The 15,940-nt window shown below is 63.9% G+C and carries 18 protein-coding genes; 14 read left to right on the top strand and 4 right to left on the bottom strand.

Annotation, left to right across the window (positions count from 1 at the left end; translation table 11 throughout):
• The first annotated feature begins 25 nt into the window (after positions 1 to 25).
• From modB to ACVWWD_RS24670, 3 genes are all read left to right on the top strand, one after another.
• Positions 26 to 730: a molybdate ABC transporter permease subunit gene (gene modB, locus ACVWWD_RS24680; RefSeq protein WP_457103466.1), complete on the top strand. Its 705-nt coding sequence runs from the start codon at positions 26 to 28 to the stop codon at positions 728 to 730.
• Positions 727 to 1,839: a molybdenum ABC transporter ATP-binding protein gene (modC, locus tag ACVWWD_RS24675; RefSeq protein ID WP_352548650.1), complete on the top strand. Its 1,113-nt coding sequence runs from the start codon at positions 727 to 729 to the stop codon at positions 1,837 to 1,839. Before modB ends, modC begins: the two co-directional genes overlap by 4 nt.
• 74 nt (positions 1,840 to 1,913) lie before the next feature.
• A complete protein-coding gene (locus ACVWWD_RS24670) occupies positions 1,914 to 2,255 on the top strand; it encodes a winged helix-turn-helix domain-containing protein (protein ID WP_023769721.1) in 342 nt (113 codons plus the stop codon).
• A 45-nt stretch (positions 2,256 to 2,300) separates the two neighbouring features.
• Here the strand turns inward: ACVWWD_RS24670 and cobF are convergent, their stop codons facing one another.
• Positions 2,301 to 3,062 carry a precorrin-6A synthase (deacetylating) gene (gene cobF, locus ACVWWD_RS24665; protein ID WP_023769722.1) on the bottom strand — a complete coding sequence of 254 codons (762 nt, stop codon included), beginning with the start codon at positions 3,060 to 3,062 and terminating at the stop codon, positions 2,301 to 2,303.
• 198 nt (positions 3,063 to 3,260) lie between these two features.
• Between cobF and ACVWWD_RS24660 the strand changes: the two genes are divergently transcribed.
• The 6 genes from ACVWWD_RS24660 to ACVWWD_RS24635 all read left to right on the top strand — a co-directional run bounded on the left by ACVWWD_RS24660 (position 3,261) and on the right by ACVWWD_RS24635 (position 8,879).
• Positions 3,261 to 4,274, top strand: coding sequence for a DUF4424 domain-containing protein (locus ACVWWD_RS24660; protein WP_352548653.1), 1,014 nt, complete (start codon positions 3,261 to 3,263; stop codon positions 4,272 to 4,274).
• Positions 4,274 to 4,792, top strand: a complete 519-nt coding sequence (locus ACVWWD_RS24655; RefSeq protein ID WP_352548654.1) for a dihydrofolate reductase — start codon at positions 4,274 to 4,276, stop codon at positions 4,790 to 4,792. The genes ACVWWD_RS24660 and ACVWWD_RS24655 overlap by 1 nt, the downstream gene beginning before the upstream one ends.
• A gap of 155 nt (positions 4,793 to 4,947) precedes the next feature.
• On the top strand, positions 4,948 to 6,063 hold the full coding sequence (hflK, locus tag ACVWWD_RS24650; protein WP_023769725.1) for an FtsH protease activity modulator HflK: 1,116 nt from the start codon (positions 4,948 to 4,950) through the stop codon (positions 6,061 to 6,063).
• On the top strand, positions 6,063 to 7,022 hold the full coding sequence (gene hflC / locus ACVWWD_RS24645; RefSeq protein ID WP_352548657.1) for a protease modulator HflC: 960 nt from the start codon (positions 6,063 to 6,065) through the stop codon (positions 7,020 to 7,022). The genes hflK and hflC overlap by 1 nt, the downstream gene beginning before the upstream one ends.
• A 6-nt stretch (positions 7,023 to 7,028) precedes the next feature.
• Complete coding sequence (locus ACVWWD_RS24640; protein WP_352548658.1) at positions 7,029 to 7,217, top strand: DUF2065 domain-containing protein; 189 nt, start codon at positions 7,029 to 7,031, stop codon at positions 7,215 to 7,217.
• 144 nt (positions 7,218 to 7,361) lie between these two features.
• The gene (locus ACVWWD_RS24635) at positions 7,362 to 8,879 is read left to right on the top strand and encodes a DegQ family serine endoprotease (protein WP_352548659.1); all 1,518 of its coding nucleotides are present in this window, start codon (positions 7,362 to 7,364) and stop codon (positions 8,877 to 8,879) included.
• Positions 8,880 to 8,909: 30 nt separating this feature from the next.
• Here the strand turns inward: ACVWWD_RS24635 and ACVWWD_RS24630 are convergent, their stop codons facing one another.
• Both ACVWWD_RS24630 and serB read right to left on the bottom strand, forming a co-directional pair.
• Positions 8,910 to 9,482, bottom strand: a complete 573-nt coding sequence (locus ACVWWD_RS24630; RefSeq protein WP_352548661.1) for a GNAT family N-acetyltransferase — start codon at positions 9,480 to 9,482, stop codon at positions 8,910 to 8,912.
• Positions 9,479 to 10,366 (bottom strand): phosphoserine phosphatase SerB, encoded by an 888-nt coding sequence (serB, locus tag ACVWWD_RS24625; protein WP_352548662.1) that lies wholly within the window; start codon positions 10,364 to 10,366, stop codon positions 9,479 to 9,481. Before serB ends, ACVWWD_RS24630 begins: the two co-directional genes overlap by 4 nt.
• On the opposite strand from serB, the gene miaA reads away from it, so the two are divergent.
• Positions 10,356 to 11,321 (top strand): tRNA (adenosine(37)-N6)-dimethylallyltransferase MiaA, encoded by a 966-nt coding sequence (gene miaA / locus ACVWWD_RS24620; protein ID WP_352548663.1) that lies wholly within the window; start codon positions 10,356 to 10,358, stop codon positions 11,319 to 11,321. The genes serB and miaA overlap by 11 nt on opposite strands.
• Before the next feature lie 106 nt (positions 11,322 to 11,427).
• Positions 11,428 to 12,222, top strand: a complete 795-nt coding sequence (locus tag ACVWWD_RS24615) for a GGDEF domain-containing protein (RefSeq protein WP_352548664.1) — start codon at positions 11,428 to 11,430, stop codon at positions 12,220 to 12,222.
• A 287-nt stretch (positions 12,223 to 12,509) separates the two neighbouring features.
• Here the strand turns inward: ACVWWD_RS24615 and ACVWWD_RS24610 are convergent, their stop codons facing one another.
• A complete protein-coding gene (locus tag ACVWWD_RS24610) occupies positions 12,510 to 14,339 on the bottom strand; it encodes an ATP-binding protein (protein ID WP_023769731.1) in 1,830 nt (609 codons plus the stop codon).
• 152 nt (positions 14,340 to 14,491) lie between these two features.
• On the opposite strand from ACVWWD_RS24610, the gene ACVWWD_RS24605 reads away from it, so the two are divergent.
• Genes ACVWWD_RS24605 through ACVWWD_RS24595 form a run of 3 tightly spaced genes read left to right on the top strand, consistent with a single transcriptional unit; the run spans position 14,492 to position 15,940 of the window.
• Positions 14,492 to 15,055 carry a helix-turn-helix domain-containing protein gene (locus ACVWWD_RS24605; RefSeq protein WP_023782662.1) on the top strand — a complete coding sequence of 188 codons (564 nt, stop codon included), beginning with the start codon at positions 14,492 to 14,494 and terminating at the stop codon, positions 15,053 to 15,055.
• A gap of 4 nt (positions 15,056 to 15,059) precedes the next feature.
• Positions 15,060 to 15,368, top strand: coding sequence for a hypothetical protein (locus ACVWWD_RS24600; protein WP_023769733.1), 309 nt, complete (start codon positions 15,060 to 15,062; stop codon positions 15,366 to 15,368).
• 41 nt (positions 15,369 to 15,409) lie between these two features.
• The gene (locus tag ACVWWD_RS24595) at positions 15,410 to 15,940 is read left to right on the top strand and encodes an N-acetyltransferase family protein (protein WP_457103465.1); all 531 of its coding nucleotides are present in this window, start codon (positions 15,410 to 15,412) and stop codon (positions 15,938 to 15,940) included.

Below are 15,940 nucleotides of genomic sequence, written 5' to 3'. Positions count from 1 at the left end.
GTTCGAAAAGGCCCGATACCGCACTATGAACTGGCTGCTGGACCTCACTCCCGACGAATGGAATGCGGTCCGGCTGTCCATCAAGGTGGCGACGGTGGCGATGCTCGCCAGCCTGCCGCCGGGCATAGCGATCGCGCTGCTGCTTGCCCGGGGGCAATTCTGGGGCAAGACGCTGCTCAACGGGGTGGTGCACCTGCCGCTGATCCTGCCGCCCGTGGTGACCGGCTATCTCCTGCTTTTGACGTTCGGCAAACGCGGCCCGGCCGGTGCCTTTCTCGCCGAACATTTCGGTATCGTCTTCTCGTTTCGCTGGACGGGTGCCGCCCTGGCCTGCGGTGTCATGGGCTTCCCCCTGATGGTGCGGGCGATCCGGCTGTCGATCGAGGCGGTGGATCGCAAGATGGAGGCGGCAGCGGGAACGCTCGGCGCCAACCCGCTGTGGGTGTTCGGCACCATCACGCTGCCGCTGATCCTGCCCGGGCTGATCGCCGGCGCCATCCTGTCCTTTGCCAAGGCGATGGGCGAGTTCGGCGCGACCATCACTTTCGTCTCCAACATTCCTGGCGAGACGCAGACGCTGCCGTCGGCGATCTACACTTTTACCCAGGTGCCGGGCGGCGACGAAGGGGCCCTGCGGCTGACGCTGATTTCGATCGTCATCTCGATGGCGGCATTGGTCGCATCGGAAGTGCTGGCGCGGCGGGTCGGGCGGCGGATGGACATCGAATGAGCGTCCTTGTCGACATCGGCCACCGGCTTGGCGATTTCGCCGTCGAGGCCCGCTTTGAGAGCGCCGGACGGCTGACGGCGCTGTTTGGGCCGTCCGGTTCCGGCAAGACGACGCTGATCAACATGATTGCCGGGCTGATCCGGCCGGACAAGGGGCGCATTGAGGTCGATGGCCGCGTGCTGGTCGACACTGGTGCAGGCATTTTCCTGCCAAGGCACAAACGCCGCATCGGCATGGTGTTCCAGGATGCGCGCCTGTTTCCGCATATGAGCGTGATCAGCAATCTGCGCTACGGCCGCTGGTTCACGCCGGCGGCGGAACGCTACGCGGATATGGACGCCGTTGTGGACTTGCTGGGCATCGGCCCGCTGCTTGGCCGACGGCCGGCAAAACTCTCGGGCGGCGAGAAACAGCGCGTGGCGATCGGCAGGGCGCTGCTGGCCAGCCCCAGACTGCTGCTCATGGACGAGCCGCTGGCCTCGCTCGACGAAGCGCGCAAGGCCGAGATCCTGCCCTATATCGAGCGGCTGCGCGACGAAACGAAGATCCCCATCGTCTATGTCAGCCATTCGGTCGCCGAGGTGGCGCGGCTGGCGAGCGACGTGGTGATGTTGGCGCAGGGCAAGGTCACGGCCAGCGGTCCGACCGACGCTGTCATGCAAAGGCTCGACCTGTTGCCGGTGGAAGAGCGCGGCGAGGGTGGTGCCGTGCTGGACACGAAGGTGCTGCGTCACGACGAGGCTTTTGGGATGACCGTGCTCGGCTCGGCCGCCGGCGAGATCCGCGTGCCGCGCCTTGCGATGAAGGCCGGGGCTCCCGTGCGTATCCGCATTCGTGCTCGCGATGTGATGATCGCCGCGGAGAAACCGACGGGCCTCAGTGCCCTCAATATCCTGCCCGGCACGATCGTCGCGATCAGTCCGGGCGAGGGGCCGACGGTCGAAATCGGCATCGACTGCAATGGCGCAACGGTGCTCGCCCGCATCACCGAACAGTCACGGCAGGCGCTGGAGCTGCGGCTCGGCGGCAAGGTCTTCGCGGTGGTCAAGACCGTGAGCTTCGACCGGGGAAATACCGGCGCCGGCCTGCCGCTCGAGGTCGATGGCTGACAGCGGCGGCGATCGGCGCTATATTGTTTTGGAATAACGGTCGCCGAAGCTGAAGCGATCGCGGAGGAGCAAAAATGCCGTCGCTGAGCTTGCGGATAAATCTCGATCCGGACGGACGGATCGGTCCTGGCAAGATCGAGCTTCTGGAGCACATCGCCACCTTCGGTTCGATCTCGGCCGCCGCGCGCGGCATGGAGATGTCCTACAAGCACGCATGGGACTTGGTCGAGGACATGAACCGGGTGTTCGGAAAGCCGCTGGTGGCCGCGCAGACCGGCGGCCGCAAAGGCGGCGGCGCGCAACTGACGACCGTCGGCCTGGCCGTGGTCAGCCGTTTTCGCGCCATCGAACGCGCGGCGAGTGCGGCCGCGTCAACGCATATGGATGCGTTGCAGGCGGAGATTGAGGCGGGATAGGGGAGTAGTGAGTATGAGTAGTGAAGGCAGCCTAATCCGTACTGACTACTCCGGCTTTCGCAGCAAATACGTATCCATGATCCAGCCTTTCTTCCGGCGGGCTTCGTCGCGGCGCTTTTCGATTTCGGCGCCGACATTGCCAAGGCGGCCGGAGATGATGATCTCGTCGGGCGTGCCGAGATAGGCGCCCCATTGGATGAAAAGGTCCTGGTCGGCCAGCGTGTTGAAGGCGCATTTGCCGTCGAGCATGACGACGGCGCTGCCTGCATTGTCCGGCATGCCTTCCTCGGTCAGGCGGCGGCCGGTGGTGATCAGCACGGGATCGCCGATGCGGTTCAGCGCCGTTTTGTGGCTGGCTGCCAGCGCCTGGATAGCCGTTATGCCGGGAATGACTTCCAGGTCGAACGCAACATTGCCCCTCAGGCGCACGCGCTCGAGGATGCGCAGGGCGCTGTCATAGAGCGAAGGATCGCCCCAGATCAGGAAGGCGCCGCAGCCCCCCCCGGAGATCTCGTCGCGGATCAGTCCCTCGTAGATGGCGGCGATGGCTTCGTGCCAGTCGTCGACGGTCGAGCGATAGGAAGAGGTTGGTTCGGCGCGCACGGGCACGTCGAACTCGACCCGGCGTGAGGCCGGGTTGGTGACGAAGCGGTCGCAGATCCCGCGCCGCAGGTCGGCAAGGTCGGTCTTGTCGGTGCCCTTGTCGGGAATAAACAGGACGTCCGCCCTGTTCAGGCTTGCTATGGCCTGGACGGTCATGTGATCGGGATTGCCGGCGCCTATGCCGATGACGAGAAGCTTGCGCATGGCGCGAACTCCTGCCCCATCGGAACCTGTTAGTCCAGACCGCCTGCGTGTCCAGACCGCGTGCGTGTCCAGACCGCGTGCGTGTCCAGACCGCCTGCCTGTCCAAACCGGTCACGCACGCCCGGCAAGCGGAAGGGCTTTGAAACGCCGCATTGAAACGGCTAGGGTCATCCAGGCATTCCAGCCGAGGGGGCTTCGATGTTGCGATCTGTTCTGGCTTTAGCGTTGGCGCTTTCAGCCGCGCCCGCGATGGCCAATGATTCGGTTGCCGAGCTTGGCACCGGCGGCGTGATCCTGTCGCGCAGCGATGCCGTGGCGATGCAAAGCGAGGATCTTTTCATCTCCCCCGAAAAGGTGACGGTGGACTACGTCTTCCACAACAACATCGACAAGGATGTCGAGGCGATCGTCGCCTTCCCGATGCCCGACATTTCGGGCGATCCCGAGGAGATGCCGGCGATCCCGGAAAACCAGAGCGACAATTTCCTCGGCTTCGAGGTCACGATCGACGGCGTCGCGGCCAAGCCCCAACTCGAGCAGAAGGTGCTCGCGCTCGGCATCGACATCGGCGCCGACCTCAAGGCGCAAAACGTGCCCTTCAATCCGTTCGGCGACGCGGCCAGGGCGGCGCTGGCGAAGCTGCCGCAAGCGGTGGCTGACGACTGGGTCAACCGCGGCATCATCATCGAGGATTCGGCAGCCGACAGTGGCCAAAAACCGGTCTATTCGCCGTTCTGGCAATTGCGCTCGACCTATTGGTGGCGCGCGACCTTTCCGGCCAACAAGGACGTTCACGTCTCGCACAGCTACAAGCCCAGCGTGGGCGGCACATCCTCGGTCAGTTTCTTCAATGAAGGCCAGTTCCAGAACTCATACGCCGCCTACAAGAGCCGCTACTGCATGGACGACACATTCGAGAATGCGGTGCGCAAGGCGGCGAAGGACAATCCGGACGGCTATCCCAAATTCTACGAAAGCCGCATCGCCTATATCCTGACCACCGGGGGCAACTGGGCGGCGGGCACCATCGGCAAGTTCAAGCTGACCGTCGACAAGGGCAATCCGAAAGCCCTGGTCTCGTTCTGCGGCGACAACGTCAAAAAGGTCGGGCCGACGCGTTTCGAGATGAAGGCGAACGATTTCTATCCCGAGCACGACATCGACATCCTCCTGCTCGTACCGTCGGACAGCAATGGCGGGGACGCAAACTGATGCATGTCGCGATCTATGTCGCCATTGCCGAGAACGGCGTGATCGGGCGGGATGGCGGGTTGCCGTGGCGGCTCTCCACCGACCTCAAGCGGTTCAAGGCCGACACGATGGGCAAGCCTATCATCATGGGCCGTAAGACCTATGAAGGCATCGGCCGGCCGCTGCCGGGCAGGCTGAACATCGTCGTCACGCGCGATGAGGCCTGGCGCGCCGAGGGCGTCGAGGTGGCGCATACGCTGGAAGCCGCGATCCAGCTGGCGACCGTGCGTGGACGCCGCATTACGGGCGTCGACGAGGTCTGCATCATCGGCGGCGGCCAAATCTATGCCCAGGCGCTGCCACTGGCCGACCGTCTGCACGTGACCCATGTGCTGGCCGCCGTCGATGGCGACGCGCATTTCCCGCCGATCGACCTTAATACATGGCAAGTGGTCAGTTCGCAGGAGATTGCGTCAGGAGAAAAGGACAGCCATGCGACGCGCTATACGGTTTATGAGCGCCGCCGCGAGATAGTTTGAAGATAAAGGACGACAAAGGGTCGCTACCGGCCCAAAACGGATGAAGTCGGCGGCGCATCGCGTTGAAAGCGTGCCGTGGCGTCCCTATAGAAGAACGACACTGGATTTGCGCCGTAACCGCGGCGCTTGAGGGAATTCCAAGCGAAAGGACATTCATGCCCTGGAACGACAAAGGTGGCGGCGGCGGCGGCCCGTGGGGTGGCGGCGGTAACAATCAGGGGCCCTGGGGGCAGGGACCGAAGGGGCCGAGCGGCCCGCAGGGGTCGCCTCCCGACCTCGAAGACATCATTCGCCGTGGCCAGGATCGGTTGCGGCGCGCGCTGCCCGGCGGCGGCGGCGCCAGTCCGGCGGTGTTCGGCCTGATCGCCGCGGTGCTGGTCGTTCTATGGGCCTTCCAGGCGGTCTATACCGTGCAGCCCGACGAGGTCGCGGTCGAACTGCGCTTCGGCAAGCCGAAGGCCGAACTTTCCCAGCCAGGTCTGCATTTCCACTGGTGGCCTCTCGAGACCGTCGAGACGGCGAAGATTTCTGAGCAGCTCGTCGACATTGGCGGCGGCAACACCAGCGGCAATGGGCTGATGCTCTCGGGCGACCAGAACATCGTCAATGTGCAGTTTTCGGTGGCCTACCAGGTCTCCGATCCCCGCGCTTACCTGTTCGACGTCTCCGACCCGGATGGCATGCTGCGGCAGGTTGCCGAGAGCGCCATGCGCGAAGCCGTCGGCCGCCGGCCGGCGCAGGACATTTTCCGCGACGATCGCCAGGGCATTGCGGCCTCGGTGCGCGAGATCATCCAGACGACGCTGGACGGCTACAAGGCCGGTCTCAACGTCAACGCCGTCTCCATCGAGGATGCGGCGCCGCCACGCGAGGTGGCTGATGCGTTCGACGAGGTGCAGCGCGCCGAGCAGGACGAGGACAAGTTCGTCGAGCAGGCCAATCAGTATTCCAACCAGAAGCTCGGCCAGGCACGCGGCGAGGCGGCCCAGGTCCGCGAAGACGCGGCCGCCTACAAAAACCGTGTGGTGCAGGAAGCCGCAGGTGAGGCCCAGCGCTTCATTTCGGTCTACGACGAATATGCCAAAGCCCCCGATGTCACGCGCAAACGCCTTTATCTGGAAACCATGGAGAGGGTTCTGAAGGACTCGAGCAAGGTCATCGTCGAGCAGGGCAACGGACAAGGTGTCTTGCCTTATCTGCCGCTGCCCGCATTGCAGCCGAAGCCGCCGGCACCGGCCGCGCCCGCCGCGAACACGGGAGGTACCAAGTGATGGCCAACCGTCTTCCCATCTTCGGCGTCGTGGCGGCGGTCATCCTCTTCCTGATCTATTCCTCGGTCTTCGTGGTCAATGCGCGCCAGCAGGCGCTGGTGCTCCGCTTCGGTGAGATCGTCGACGTCAAGAGCGAGCCCGGCATCTACTTCAAGGCGCCGTTCTCGTTCTTCGACGCCGATACGGTGCAACTGATCGAAAACAGGGTGCTGCGCTTCGACCTCGACAACATCCGCGTCCAGGTCTCGGGCGGCAAGTTCTATGAGGTCGATGCCTTCATCGCCTATCGCATCTCGGATCCGCGCGTCTTCCGGGCGGCCGTGTCCGGCCAGATCGAACTGGCCGAAGCGCGGCTCAGGACGCGTCTCGACGCTGCCCTGCGCCGCGTCTACGGTTTGCGCGATTTCGAGGCCGCGCTTTCCGAAGAGCGTGCCGTGATGATGCGCGAAGTGCGCGATCAGCTCAGGCCCGACGCCACGTCTCTCGGCTTGCAGATCGAGGATGTCCGCATCCGCCGTACCGACCTGACGGCCGAAGTTTCACAGCAGACCTACGATCGCATGAAGGCGGAACGCCTGGCGGAGGCTGCGCGGCTGAGGGCACGCGGCAACGAAGCGGCACAGCGCATCACCGCGCGCGCCGATCGTGAAGTGGTCGAGATCGTTGCCGAAGCGCAGAAGGAGTCGGAGATCCTGCGCGGTGAGGGCGAAGCGCAGCGCAGTGCCACCTTCGCCGACGCCTACAAGCGCGATCCCGCCTTCTTCGACTTCTACCGGTCGATGAATGCCTATGGCACCGCGCTGGACAACACCGGGACGACCATGGTGCTGTCGCCGAGTTCGGAGTTCTTCCGCTACTTCCGCGATCCCGACGGCAAGGAAGGACCGGCGAAACCGACGTCGCCGGCGCCGGCCGTGGCACCTGCCGCGCCGACGACACAACCCAGCACCGGCCAGTAACGGCCGGTGCAGGATTTCTTCGCGGCGATAGGCCTGGTCCTTGTCATAGAGGGCTTGGTCTATGGCGGCTTCCCCCGCCTTGCGAAGAAGCTCACGGGCGAAGTGCTGTCGATGCCGGAGAATGCTTTGCGGATCGGCGGGCTGGCGGCGATCGCCATTGGTGTCGGCGTCGTCTGGCTGGTGCGGGGCGTGTAGAGGTGGCGGTTTGCGGAATAACGCTCGATTTACACTCCGCCGATAGTCATAGCCGCAAACGTGCCGTATTTCTTGCCATCATGGCGCGACACGGCGTTTTCGTCGAAGCGCTTTTCTCTTTTAGAAATGCCGGGAGGCTTCTCGATGACATCCAACACCCTTTTGGCCGCCGCTCGACGGACGTTGATGGCCGGCGCGGCCGCGCTGGTGCTGAGCGCCGTCGCCGTTCCATCCTTGATGACCCCGACATTCGCCGCCGACGGACCAGCCTCGGTCGCCGACCTGGCGCAAGGCGTGCTTGGCGCGGTGGTCAACATCTCCACCTCGCAGACGGTGAAGGGGACGGAAGGGCCGGGTGCGGTGCCGATGCCGCAACTGCCCGAAGGCTCGCCGTTCCAGGATTTCTTCGACGATTTCTTCAAGAACCGCGGTGGCGAAAAGGATGGCGGCTCGCAGAAGGTGCAGTCGCTCGGTTCGGGTTTCGTCATCGACGCCGAACAAGGCATCGTCGTCACCAACAACCATGTGATCGCCGATGCCGACGACATCGAGGTCAATTTCTCCGATGGCGTGACCTTGAAGGCGACGCTGGTCGGCACCGACACCAAGACCGACGTCGCGGTGCTGAAGGTCCATCCGAAAGGCCACAAGCTGACAGCGGTGAAATTCGGCGATTCCACCAAGATGCGCGTCGGCGACTGGGTGATGGCGGTCGGCAATCCGTTCGGCCTCGGCGGCACGGTTACGGTCGGCATCGTCTCGGCGCGCAACCGCGACATCAATTCAGGCCCCTATGACGACTTCATCCAGACCGACGCGGCGATCAACCGCGGCAATTCGGGCGGACCGCTGTTCAACAGCGCCGGCGAGGTCATCGGCATGAACACCGCGATTATTTCGCCGTCCGGCGGCTCGATCGGCATCGGCTTCTCCATTCCCTCGCAGCTCGCGTCGGGCGTCGTCGAGCAGTTGCGCCAATATGGCGAGACGCGGCGCGGCTGGCTCGGCGTGCGCATCCAGCCGGTGACGGACGACATCGCGGAAAGCCTCGGCATGGCGACCGCCAAGGGCGCGCTGGTGGCCGGCGTCATCAAGGGCGGACCAGTCGACAACGGCACCATCCAGGCCGGCGACGTCATCATCAAGTTCGACGGCAAGGACATCCATGAAATGCGCGACCTGCCGCGTGTCGTCGCCGAAAGCCCGGTGGGCAAGGCAGTCGACGTGCTGATCGTGCGCAAGGGTGTCGAGCAGACGGTGAAGGTGACGCTCGGCCGGCTCGAGGATGGCGAGAAGCTGGCCAGCGGCGAGAACGGCAATACCGATCAGAACAAGGGCGCTGACAAGGCTCCGGCCGTCTCGACCGCCTCGGTGCTTGGCATGACGGTCGGCGAACTCAACGACGAGACTCGCAAGAAGTTCAGCATCGCCGGCGATGTCTCCGGCGTCGTCATCACCGACGTGGCCAAGGACTCCGCCGCCGCCGAACGCGGTATCCAGCCGGGCGAGGTGATCACCGAGATCGCGCAGGAGTCGGTCGCCACGCCCAAGGACGTCATGGACCGGATCGGTGCGCTGAAGGAGCAGGGCCGCAAGAACGCGCTCTTGATGCTGGCGTCGAAGACCGGTGAGCTCAGGTTCGTGACGATCCGAATGGATTGAGATTTCAATACGGCGATTTGAAAAAGGCGGCTAAACGGCCGCCTTTTTTCTTGCCTGCCAGTCCTCGCGCGACAGCCGGTAGAGCACATGCCGCTTGAGCGCGGGATGGCTGTCTGGAATGCTGGGGTGGTCGAAATCGCTCAATGGGTCGGCTGTCATGCCGAGGCGTTTCATAACGGCGGTCGAGCGGTGGTTTTCCGCCACGGCGAAGGAAACGATCTCGTCGACGGCCAATGTCTCGAAGCCGTAGGCCAGCCATGCCTCCGAGGCCTCGGTGACATAGCCCTTGCCCCAGTATTCGGGAGCCAACCGCCAGCCGATCTCGATTGTGTCGGCCGGCAGCGATGGCACATCATCGGTCGCGAGGAGGCCGACGAAACCGATGCATTCGCCTGTCGCGGCAATCTCGGCCGCCGCGAAGCCGTAGCCGTCCTCATCGACCCAGGCGCGGAACTCATCCATCTTGGCGTCGGCGGCCGCACGGTCGCGGCGAAACGGGAAGAACTCCATCACGCGATCATCGGAATTGATGCGATGGAACAATTCGCGGTCGCGATCCTCCCAATTGCGCAGGATCAGGCGTTCGGTACGGATCGTCTTCATTGGACGAATTCTTCCTGCCGATAGCCCTGCAGATAAAGCAGCGCCGTCAGGTCGCCATGGTCGATCCGGACTTTGGCCTGCGCTGCCACCGTCGGCTTGGCATGCAGCGCGACACCGGTTCCGGCCAGGCGGATCATGTCGAGATCGTTGGCGCCGTCGCCGACGGCGATGGCATCGGCCGGCGCCAGGCCAAGGCGCGCACAGATTTCGAGCAGCGCCTCGGCCTTGGCGGCGCGGCCAAGGATCGGCTCGCCGACCAGCCCGGTGAAGCGTCCGTCCTGGTCGAGAAGGCGGTTGGCGCGGTTTTCCTGAAAACCAAGCATCGCAGCGATGCGCGTGGTGAAGACCTCGAAACCGCCCGAGACGAGCGCCGTCCAGGCGCCGTTGGCGCGCATGGTCTGGACCAGCGCGCGGCCGCCCGAGGCCAAGGTCAGCCGATTGGCGACGATATGGTCGACGACGGCGGCATCGAGCCCCTTGAGCAGTGCCACGCGCTCGCGCAGCGCCGGCTCGAAGGCGATCTCGCCGTTCATCGACCGTGCGGTGATCGCCGCGACATGATCCTTGACGCCGATCTCGTCGGCCAGCTCGTCGATGCACTCCTGGTCGATCATGGTCGAATCCATGTCGGCGAGAAGGATTTTCTTGCGGCGTGTTTCTGCCTGCTGGACGATCACGTCGACGGGCTCAGCGGCCAGTGCGGTACGAAGGCTCGCGGTCGTTTCATCAGCCTGGGCCGCTGGCGGCAGGGCAATGTCACAGGCAATGCCTTCGGCCAGCCACACGACAGCGCTTGCGCCCACCGACCGTGAGGCCATATTCGCAAGCGATGGCGACAGAGCGCGATCGGCGGGACGGGAAACAAGCGTGGCAATGAGCGGCATCGAGAATTCCGGCACGGATGCGGGCGAAGGCCGCGTGAAGAACGCGATCCTGATAGCCGGGCCGACCGCCAGCGGCAAGTCGGCGCTGGCGCTTGAACTTGCCGAACACACAGGCGGCGTCATCGTCAACACCGATTCCATGCAGGGCTATGCGGTTCTCGACGTGCTGACGGCTCGGCCGCAGGCGGCCGAGCTCGCACGAGCGCCGCATTTTCTCTATGGGCATGTCCATCCCGGCACCGCCTACTCGACCGGCGCCTGGCTGCGCGACGTCATGAAACTCATTGATGACGGGACGCTCTCGCGGCGGCCAATCTTCGTCGGTGGCACCGGCCTGTACTTTCGTGCGCTGGCGGAAGGCATCTCGGAAATGCCTGATATTCCGCAACGGATACGCGACCGCTGGCGCTACGAATTGAAGGAGCAAGGCGCGGTCAAGCTGCATGCGTTGCTGCTGCGCGAGGATTCGAGCGTCGCCATGCAGTTGAAACCAACCGACAGCCAGCGCATCGTGCGGGCGCTCGAGGTGCTCGACGCCTCCGGCCGGTCGATCCTGGACTGGCAGGCAGAGCGTGGCCCGCCGCTCATCGACAGGCCGAGCGCGCATTTCCTGGTCGTCGAGCCGGATCGGGCAGCATTGGTTGACCGCATCGAAAGGCGTTTCGACCAGATGCTGGACAAGGGCGCGCTGGAGGAAGTCAAGCAGCTTGCGGCCCTTCGTCTGGATCCAGACCTGCCGGCGATGAAAGCGATTGGGGTTCGCGAGCTCCAGGCCGCGATCTCAGGGCAGTCGAGCTTTCCCGAGGCGATCGAGCGCGCCAAGATCGCGACAAGGCAATATGCCAAACGCCAGGCTACCTGGTTCCGCCATCAGCTGGGGCCGGAATGGCAGAGACTTCGCCCCGGTGACGATCTCGAAACCACGATCCAAACACTTGTTGCTAATGCAACTTAAAAAGTTGCCCCTGAGGGAAGGGTTCTCGCCGAAGTTGTCGGAATTTAACGCTCCGTAAGTCGGTCGATGCCATAAGGTCATGGGGTACTTTTCCATCGGGGAGCAGATGCGTTTCCACAAAGCGGAATCCGCTTTTTTCGTCTTTATCTTCGTGATCCTGGCTGCTGGCCTGGTGACACTGCACGCCTATGGGCAACTGCAATCCTTCGCGACGGAACTCCATCCGGCCTCCGGCCTGGACAAGGTCATATACCTCAACAAGCTCCTGTTCGCGACCGGCGTACTGCTCGCCACCGCGCTGTTTTTCGGCATCTTCTTCATCTATCCGCTGATCCGCAAACAGGCGACCGAAGAGGGCAAGCTGCGCGCCATGACGGTGTCGCTCAGCGCCCGCTCCGAAACGCTCGAGCATGCCGCCCTGACCGACGGCCTGACCGGCATGCAGAACCGGCGCTATTTCGACGACGCGCTGAAGGAATATCTCGAGGAGTTCCGGCGCATCGAAAAACCGGTCGGGCTGATGATCCTCGATCTCGACCATTTCAAGCAGGTCAACGACACGCACGGCCACGATGTCGGCGACGAGGTGCTTAAGGCTGTCGCAAGATGCCTCAGGGACATGACACGTTTCCACGATGTGGTGGCGCGCCTGGGTGGCGAGGAGTTCGCCGTGGTCACGCCCAACATGGAGGCGGACCTTCTGGCCAAATTCGCCGAGCGCATCCGCAAGGCGGTCGCCAACATGTCGATCCTGTCCGGCAACAATGTCCGGCTCAAGATTACCACCAGCGTGGGGCTTGCCGTCTGGGATCGCAAGGAAACGGCGGAGGAATTCTATCGCCGCGCCGACCGCCAGCTCTACGAAGCCAAAAGGCAAGGCCGCAACCGCGTCTGCGCCTAAAATCCCATCACTGAATTCGTGAGGCTGGCCGTCTGCCGCCGACTTCCGCGCTTCCGGGCTTCGCCGGCCGAAGCACTTATGAGACGTTGTGGCCTTTAGACTAAGGCTGCGGCCGGCGAAGGCCAGCGCTCACCGACCAAGGGTCGCTCCGCTTCGGTTTTCGAAGCCGACACCAATCGGCCCAGCCTGACGAATTCCCCGACGGGATTACCCAAGCTTTCCGACGAACATGGGATAGGCCGCTTGCGCGGGTTCTCAGGACTTTTCGCAGAGGTGTGACGCTCAGCTCAATCGTTCTGCGGGCGCAGGCCGAAGGTGGCGGGTTTGAGGCCGTAGCGTGTGTCGAAATCTTCGTCCGACTGCACGCGCGCCGCCGGCGCTTTGCGGTAGTCGGGGTCGCCGGCTTGCCGGCCGGAATCGACCACCTCGGCGAAGGCCATCGCCTGGCTCTGTGGCTTTGGTACGTTGCGCAGCCGCTCCACGATCGCCACCAGGTCGACCTCGCCGGCCTTGGACGTCACGTCTTCCTCGCGCTTGGCCGTGCCCGGAAGCAGGTGAGCGGGCAGTCTTTCGAATTTCAGCCGCATGGTCGTCGCCACGCCTTCGCCGAAGGCGATCGCTTCGCGCTGGCCCATGGAGGACAGGAACGCGAGCGTGGAGGCCGAAGAGTCGGCGATCGCCGAGCGGATGATCGCCTGGTCCTGCTCGTTGGCGAGCCGCATGGCGAAGAAGGTCGAGCACTGCGAGAGAATGGTCGGGTCCAGCTCGCCGGGGCGTTGGGTGACGACGCCGAGATAGCAGCCATATTTGCGGCCTTCCTTGGCGATGCGCGACAACGCGTGCCGGGTCGGCGCGAAGCCGAGACGCGCATCGGCGGGCATGTAGCGGTGTGCTTCCTCGCATAGGAACAGCAGCTGCAGCTTGCCTTCGCTCCACAGAGCGAGGTCGAAGGCCAGACGCGCCAGCACCGAGCAGACGGAATTGACCACTTCCGACGGCATGCCGGCCATCTCGAAGCAGGTCACCGGACGGCCATGATGCGGCACGCGGAAGATGTTGCCGATCGTCTCGTGGATGGTGTCCTCGATCAGGCGCGAATTGAACATGAAGCGGTAGCGCGGATCGGCCGCCGCCGATTCGATGCGTGTCTTCAGCGATTTGAGGGTCGGACGATCGGTCTTGCTTTCGAGCATGCCCATGCGCTCGTCGATCTGCTTGAGCAGGTCGGCGATGCGGTAGGGCACCGGCGTATCGGCGGTCAGCGCATCGCTGCCGCGCCTGAGGTAGGCCCCTGAACCGGGGTTGCGATAGAGATTCTTGGCGAGCGGAATGAGGTCGCGAAGGGCATCGATCTCTTCCGGCACCGTTTCGCGTCCGCGAAACAGCACTTCGGCGAATTCCTCCAGCGTGAACATCCAGAACGGCAGGTCGAGCGTCTTGGAATCGACCCTGACGCAATATTCCGGCAGCGAGGCCGCGAACTCGTTGTGCGGATCGAGGATCAGGATGCGCAGGTCCGGTCGCGCCGCGATCGACTTGCGCAGCAGCAGCGAAACCGCTGTCGACTTACCGACGCCGGTCGTGCCGACAATGGCGAAGTGGCGCGCCAGCGTGTCATCGATGGCGATGTTGGCGGCGATCGCCTCGTCCTGCGCCAGCGAGCCGATGGTGATGGAATGGCGGCCGGCCAGGTCATAGACTGCCTGCAGGTCGCGGGTGCGGATGCGGTGCGCGACGGCGCCGATATGCGGATATACGGTAATGCCGCGGTCGAAGATAGGTTTGGCCTCGGGTTCGGCGCCGTCACGGACTTCGCCGATCAGCTCGATGCTGACCTCGATGGCGTTCTGGCCGTCATTGTTCCAGGCCAGATCCGACTTGCCGATCGCGTAGACCAGGCCGACGGTTCGCGTCGTGCCAAGGTTGATCGAGATCATCTTGCCGACCGTCCACAGGCCGGTGACCGCGCCGTCGACATCGTCGGCATAGGCGCTGATGGTGGCGCGCGCACCGTCGCATTGCACGACATTGCCCAGGATGCGCTTGTCGTTCTGGTCGGCTGTGCGGCGCTCCTGCGATGTCGGTTCTCCGACTGAAGCTTCGCGTTCGACATACATGGACAGGCCAATCCCCATTTCCCTTGAGGCGAACCCTACAGGAACGGGGTTAAGGTCGGATGAGGTCGGATGGTGTAGAGAGGATTAAGGGCCTGGTGAAAATTGCTTTGAGATAGCTATTCGCGCCCTCATGGTTTCGTTATAATGAACGAATGGATGATATAGCGAACGACATTTCCCTAACCATCGGCAGACGTATCCGTACCGAAAGGACCATGCGGGACTGGTCGCTGGCGGAGCTCGCCGAACGGTCCGGTGTCTCCAAGGCAATGCTGAGCACGATGGAGCGTGGCATGACCAGCCCGACGGCGGCACTTCTGGTGCGCATAGCCGCGGCCTTCGGCATGACGCTCTCGACCCTCATCGCACGGGCGGAATTGCAGGGCGGCGGGTTGTTGCGCGCGGCCGGCCAGCCGGTGTGGCGCGACCCCGACACAGGCTATGTCAGGCGGCATTTGTCGCCGGCCTGCGACATGCCGCTCGAACTGATCAAGGTCCATCTGCCGGCGGGCGCGAAGGTCAGCTTGCCGGCGGCTTCCTACGTCTTCATCAAGCAGCAGATCTGGCTGATCTCGGGAAAACTCGAATTCACCGAGGGTGACCATGTGCACAGGCTCGAACCGGGCGACTGCCTGGCGCTCGGAGCGCCGTCGGATTGCACCTTTCATGCTCTGGAGCCGGGCGCCGATTATCTCGTCGCCCTGGTCAGGAGCTGACGTCATGCCAAGACGGCCAAAGCGCTCCCACAATGGGGGGCCGCCTCTTGACGACTACAAGGGGCCGCCATGGGGCAAGGGCGATCCTTATATCTTCCTGGCCTGGCAGGCCGCGCACGCCAAGGCATGGAAGGCGCCGAGCCGCGAAGTCATGCTGATGCGGATGGACAAGGCTGAACGGCTGGGCCTGACCTATGAGGAATACACGCTCGAGATCCTGGAGCGCGGTCGGCACCTCAAGGAACAAGACACCGAACGCATCGGCGCCATCAAGGCCGCGCGCAAGCGGCGGCGTGTGCGCCATCTCGACTGAAGCGGCGCTGTCGACCATCAATCGTTTCCAGAGGACCAGGTATGGACATTGTAGAAATCGGGCCGTTGACCGCAAGCCGGGAAACACTCGCACAGCTGACCGATCTGCTGGTCGAAACGGTTGCCGCCGGCGGATCGGTCAGCTTTATGCATCCGCTGGCGTCGGATGCGGCCAGCGCGTTCTGGGAGACGTCGCTGGCCGCGGCGGCACGAGGGCAACGAACGGTGATTGGGGCATGGGACGGCGGCGCTCTGGTCGGCACCGTTACCTTGCTGCTCGACTGTCCGCCCAATCAGCCGCATCGGGCCGAGATCGCCAAGTTGATGACATCGGTCGGGCAGCGGGGCAGGGGTATCGGGACGCGCCTGATGCTAGCCGCCGAACGCCTCGCGGCGGAGAAGGGACGCACGCTGCTGGTTCTGGATACGGCGACCGAGGAGGGTGCTTCGGCGCTTTATGAGAAGCTCGGCTTTACCTTGGCAGGCGAAGTGCCGGACTATGCGCTGAAGCCGCATGGCGGGCTGACGGGCACGCTGATCTATTGGAAGCGCATCGGCACAGCGTCGCGGTAA

This window comes from Mesorhizobium sp. URHB0026 (genome assembly GCF_054059755.1).
Note: the sequence above shows the minus strand (reverse complement) of the source record. Positions and strands in the feature narration are given on the sequence as shown.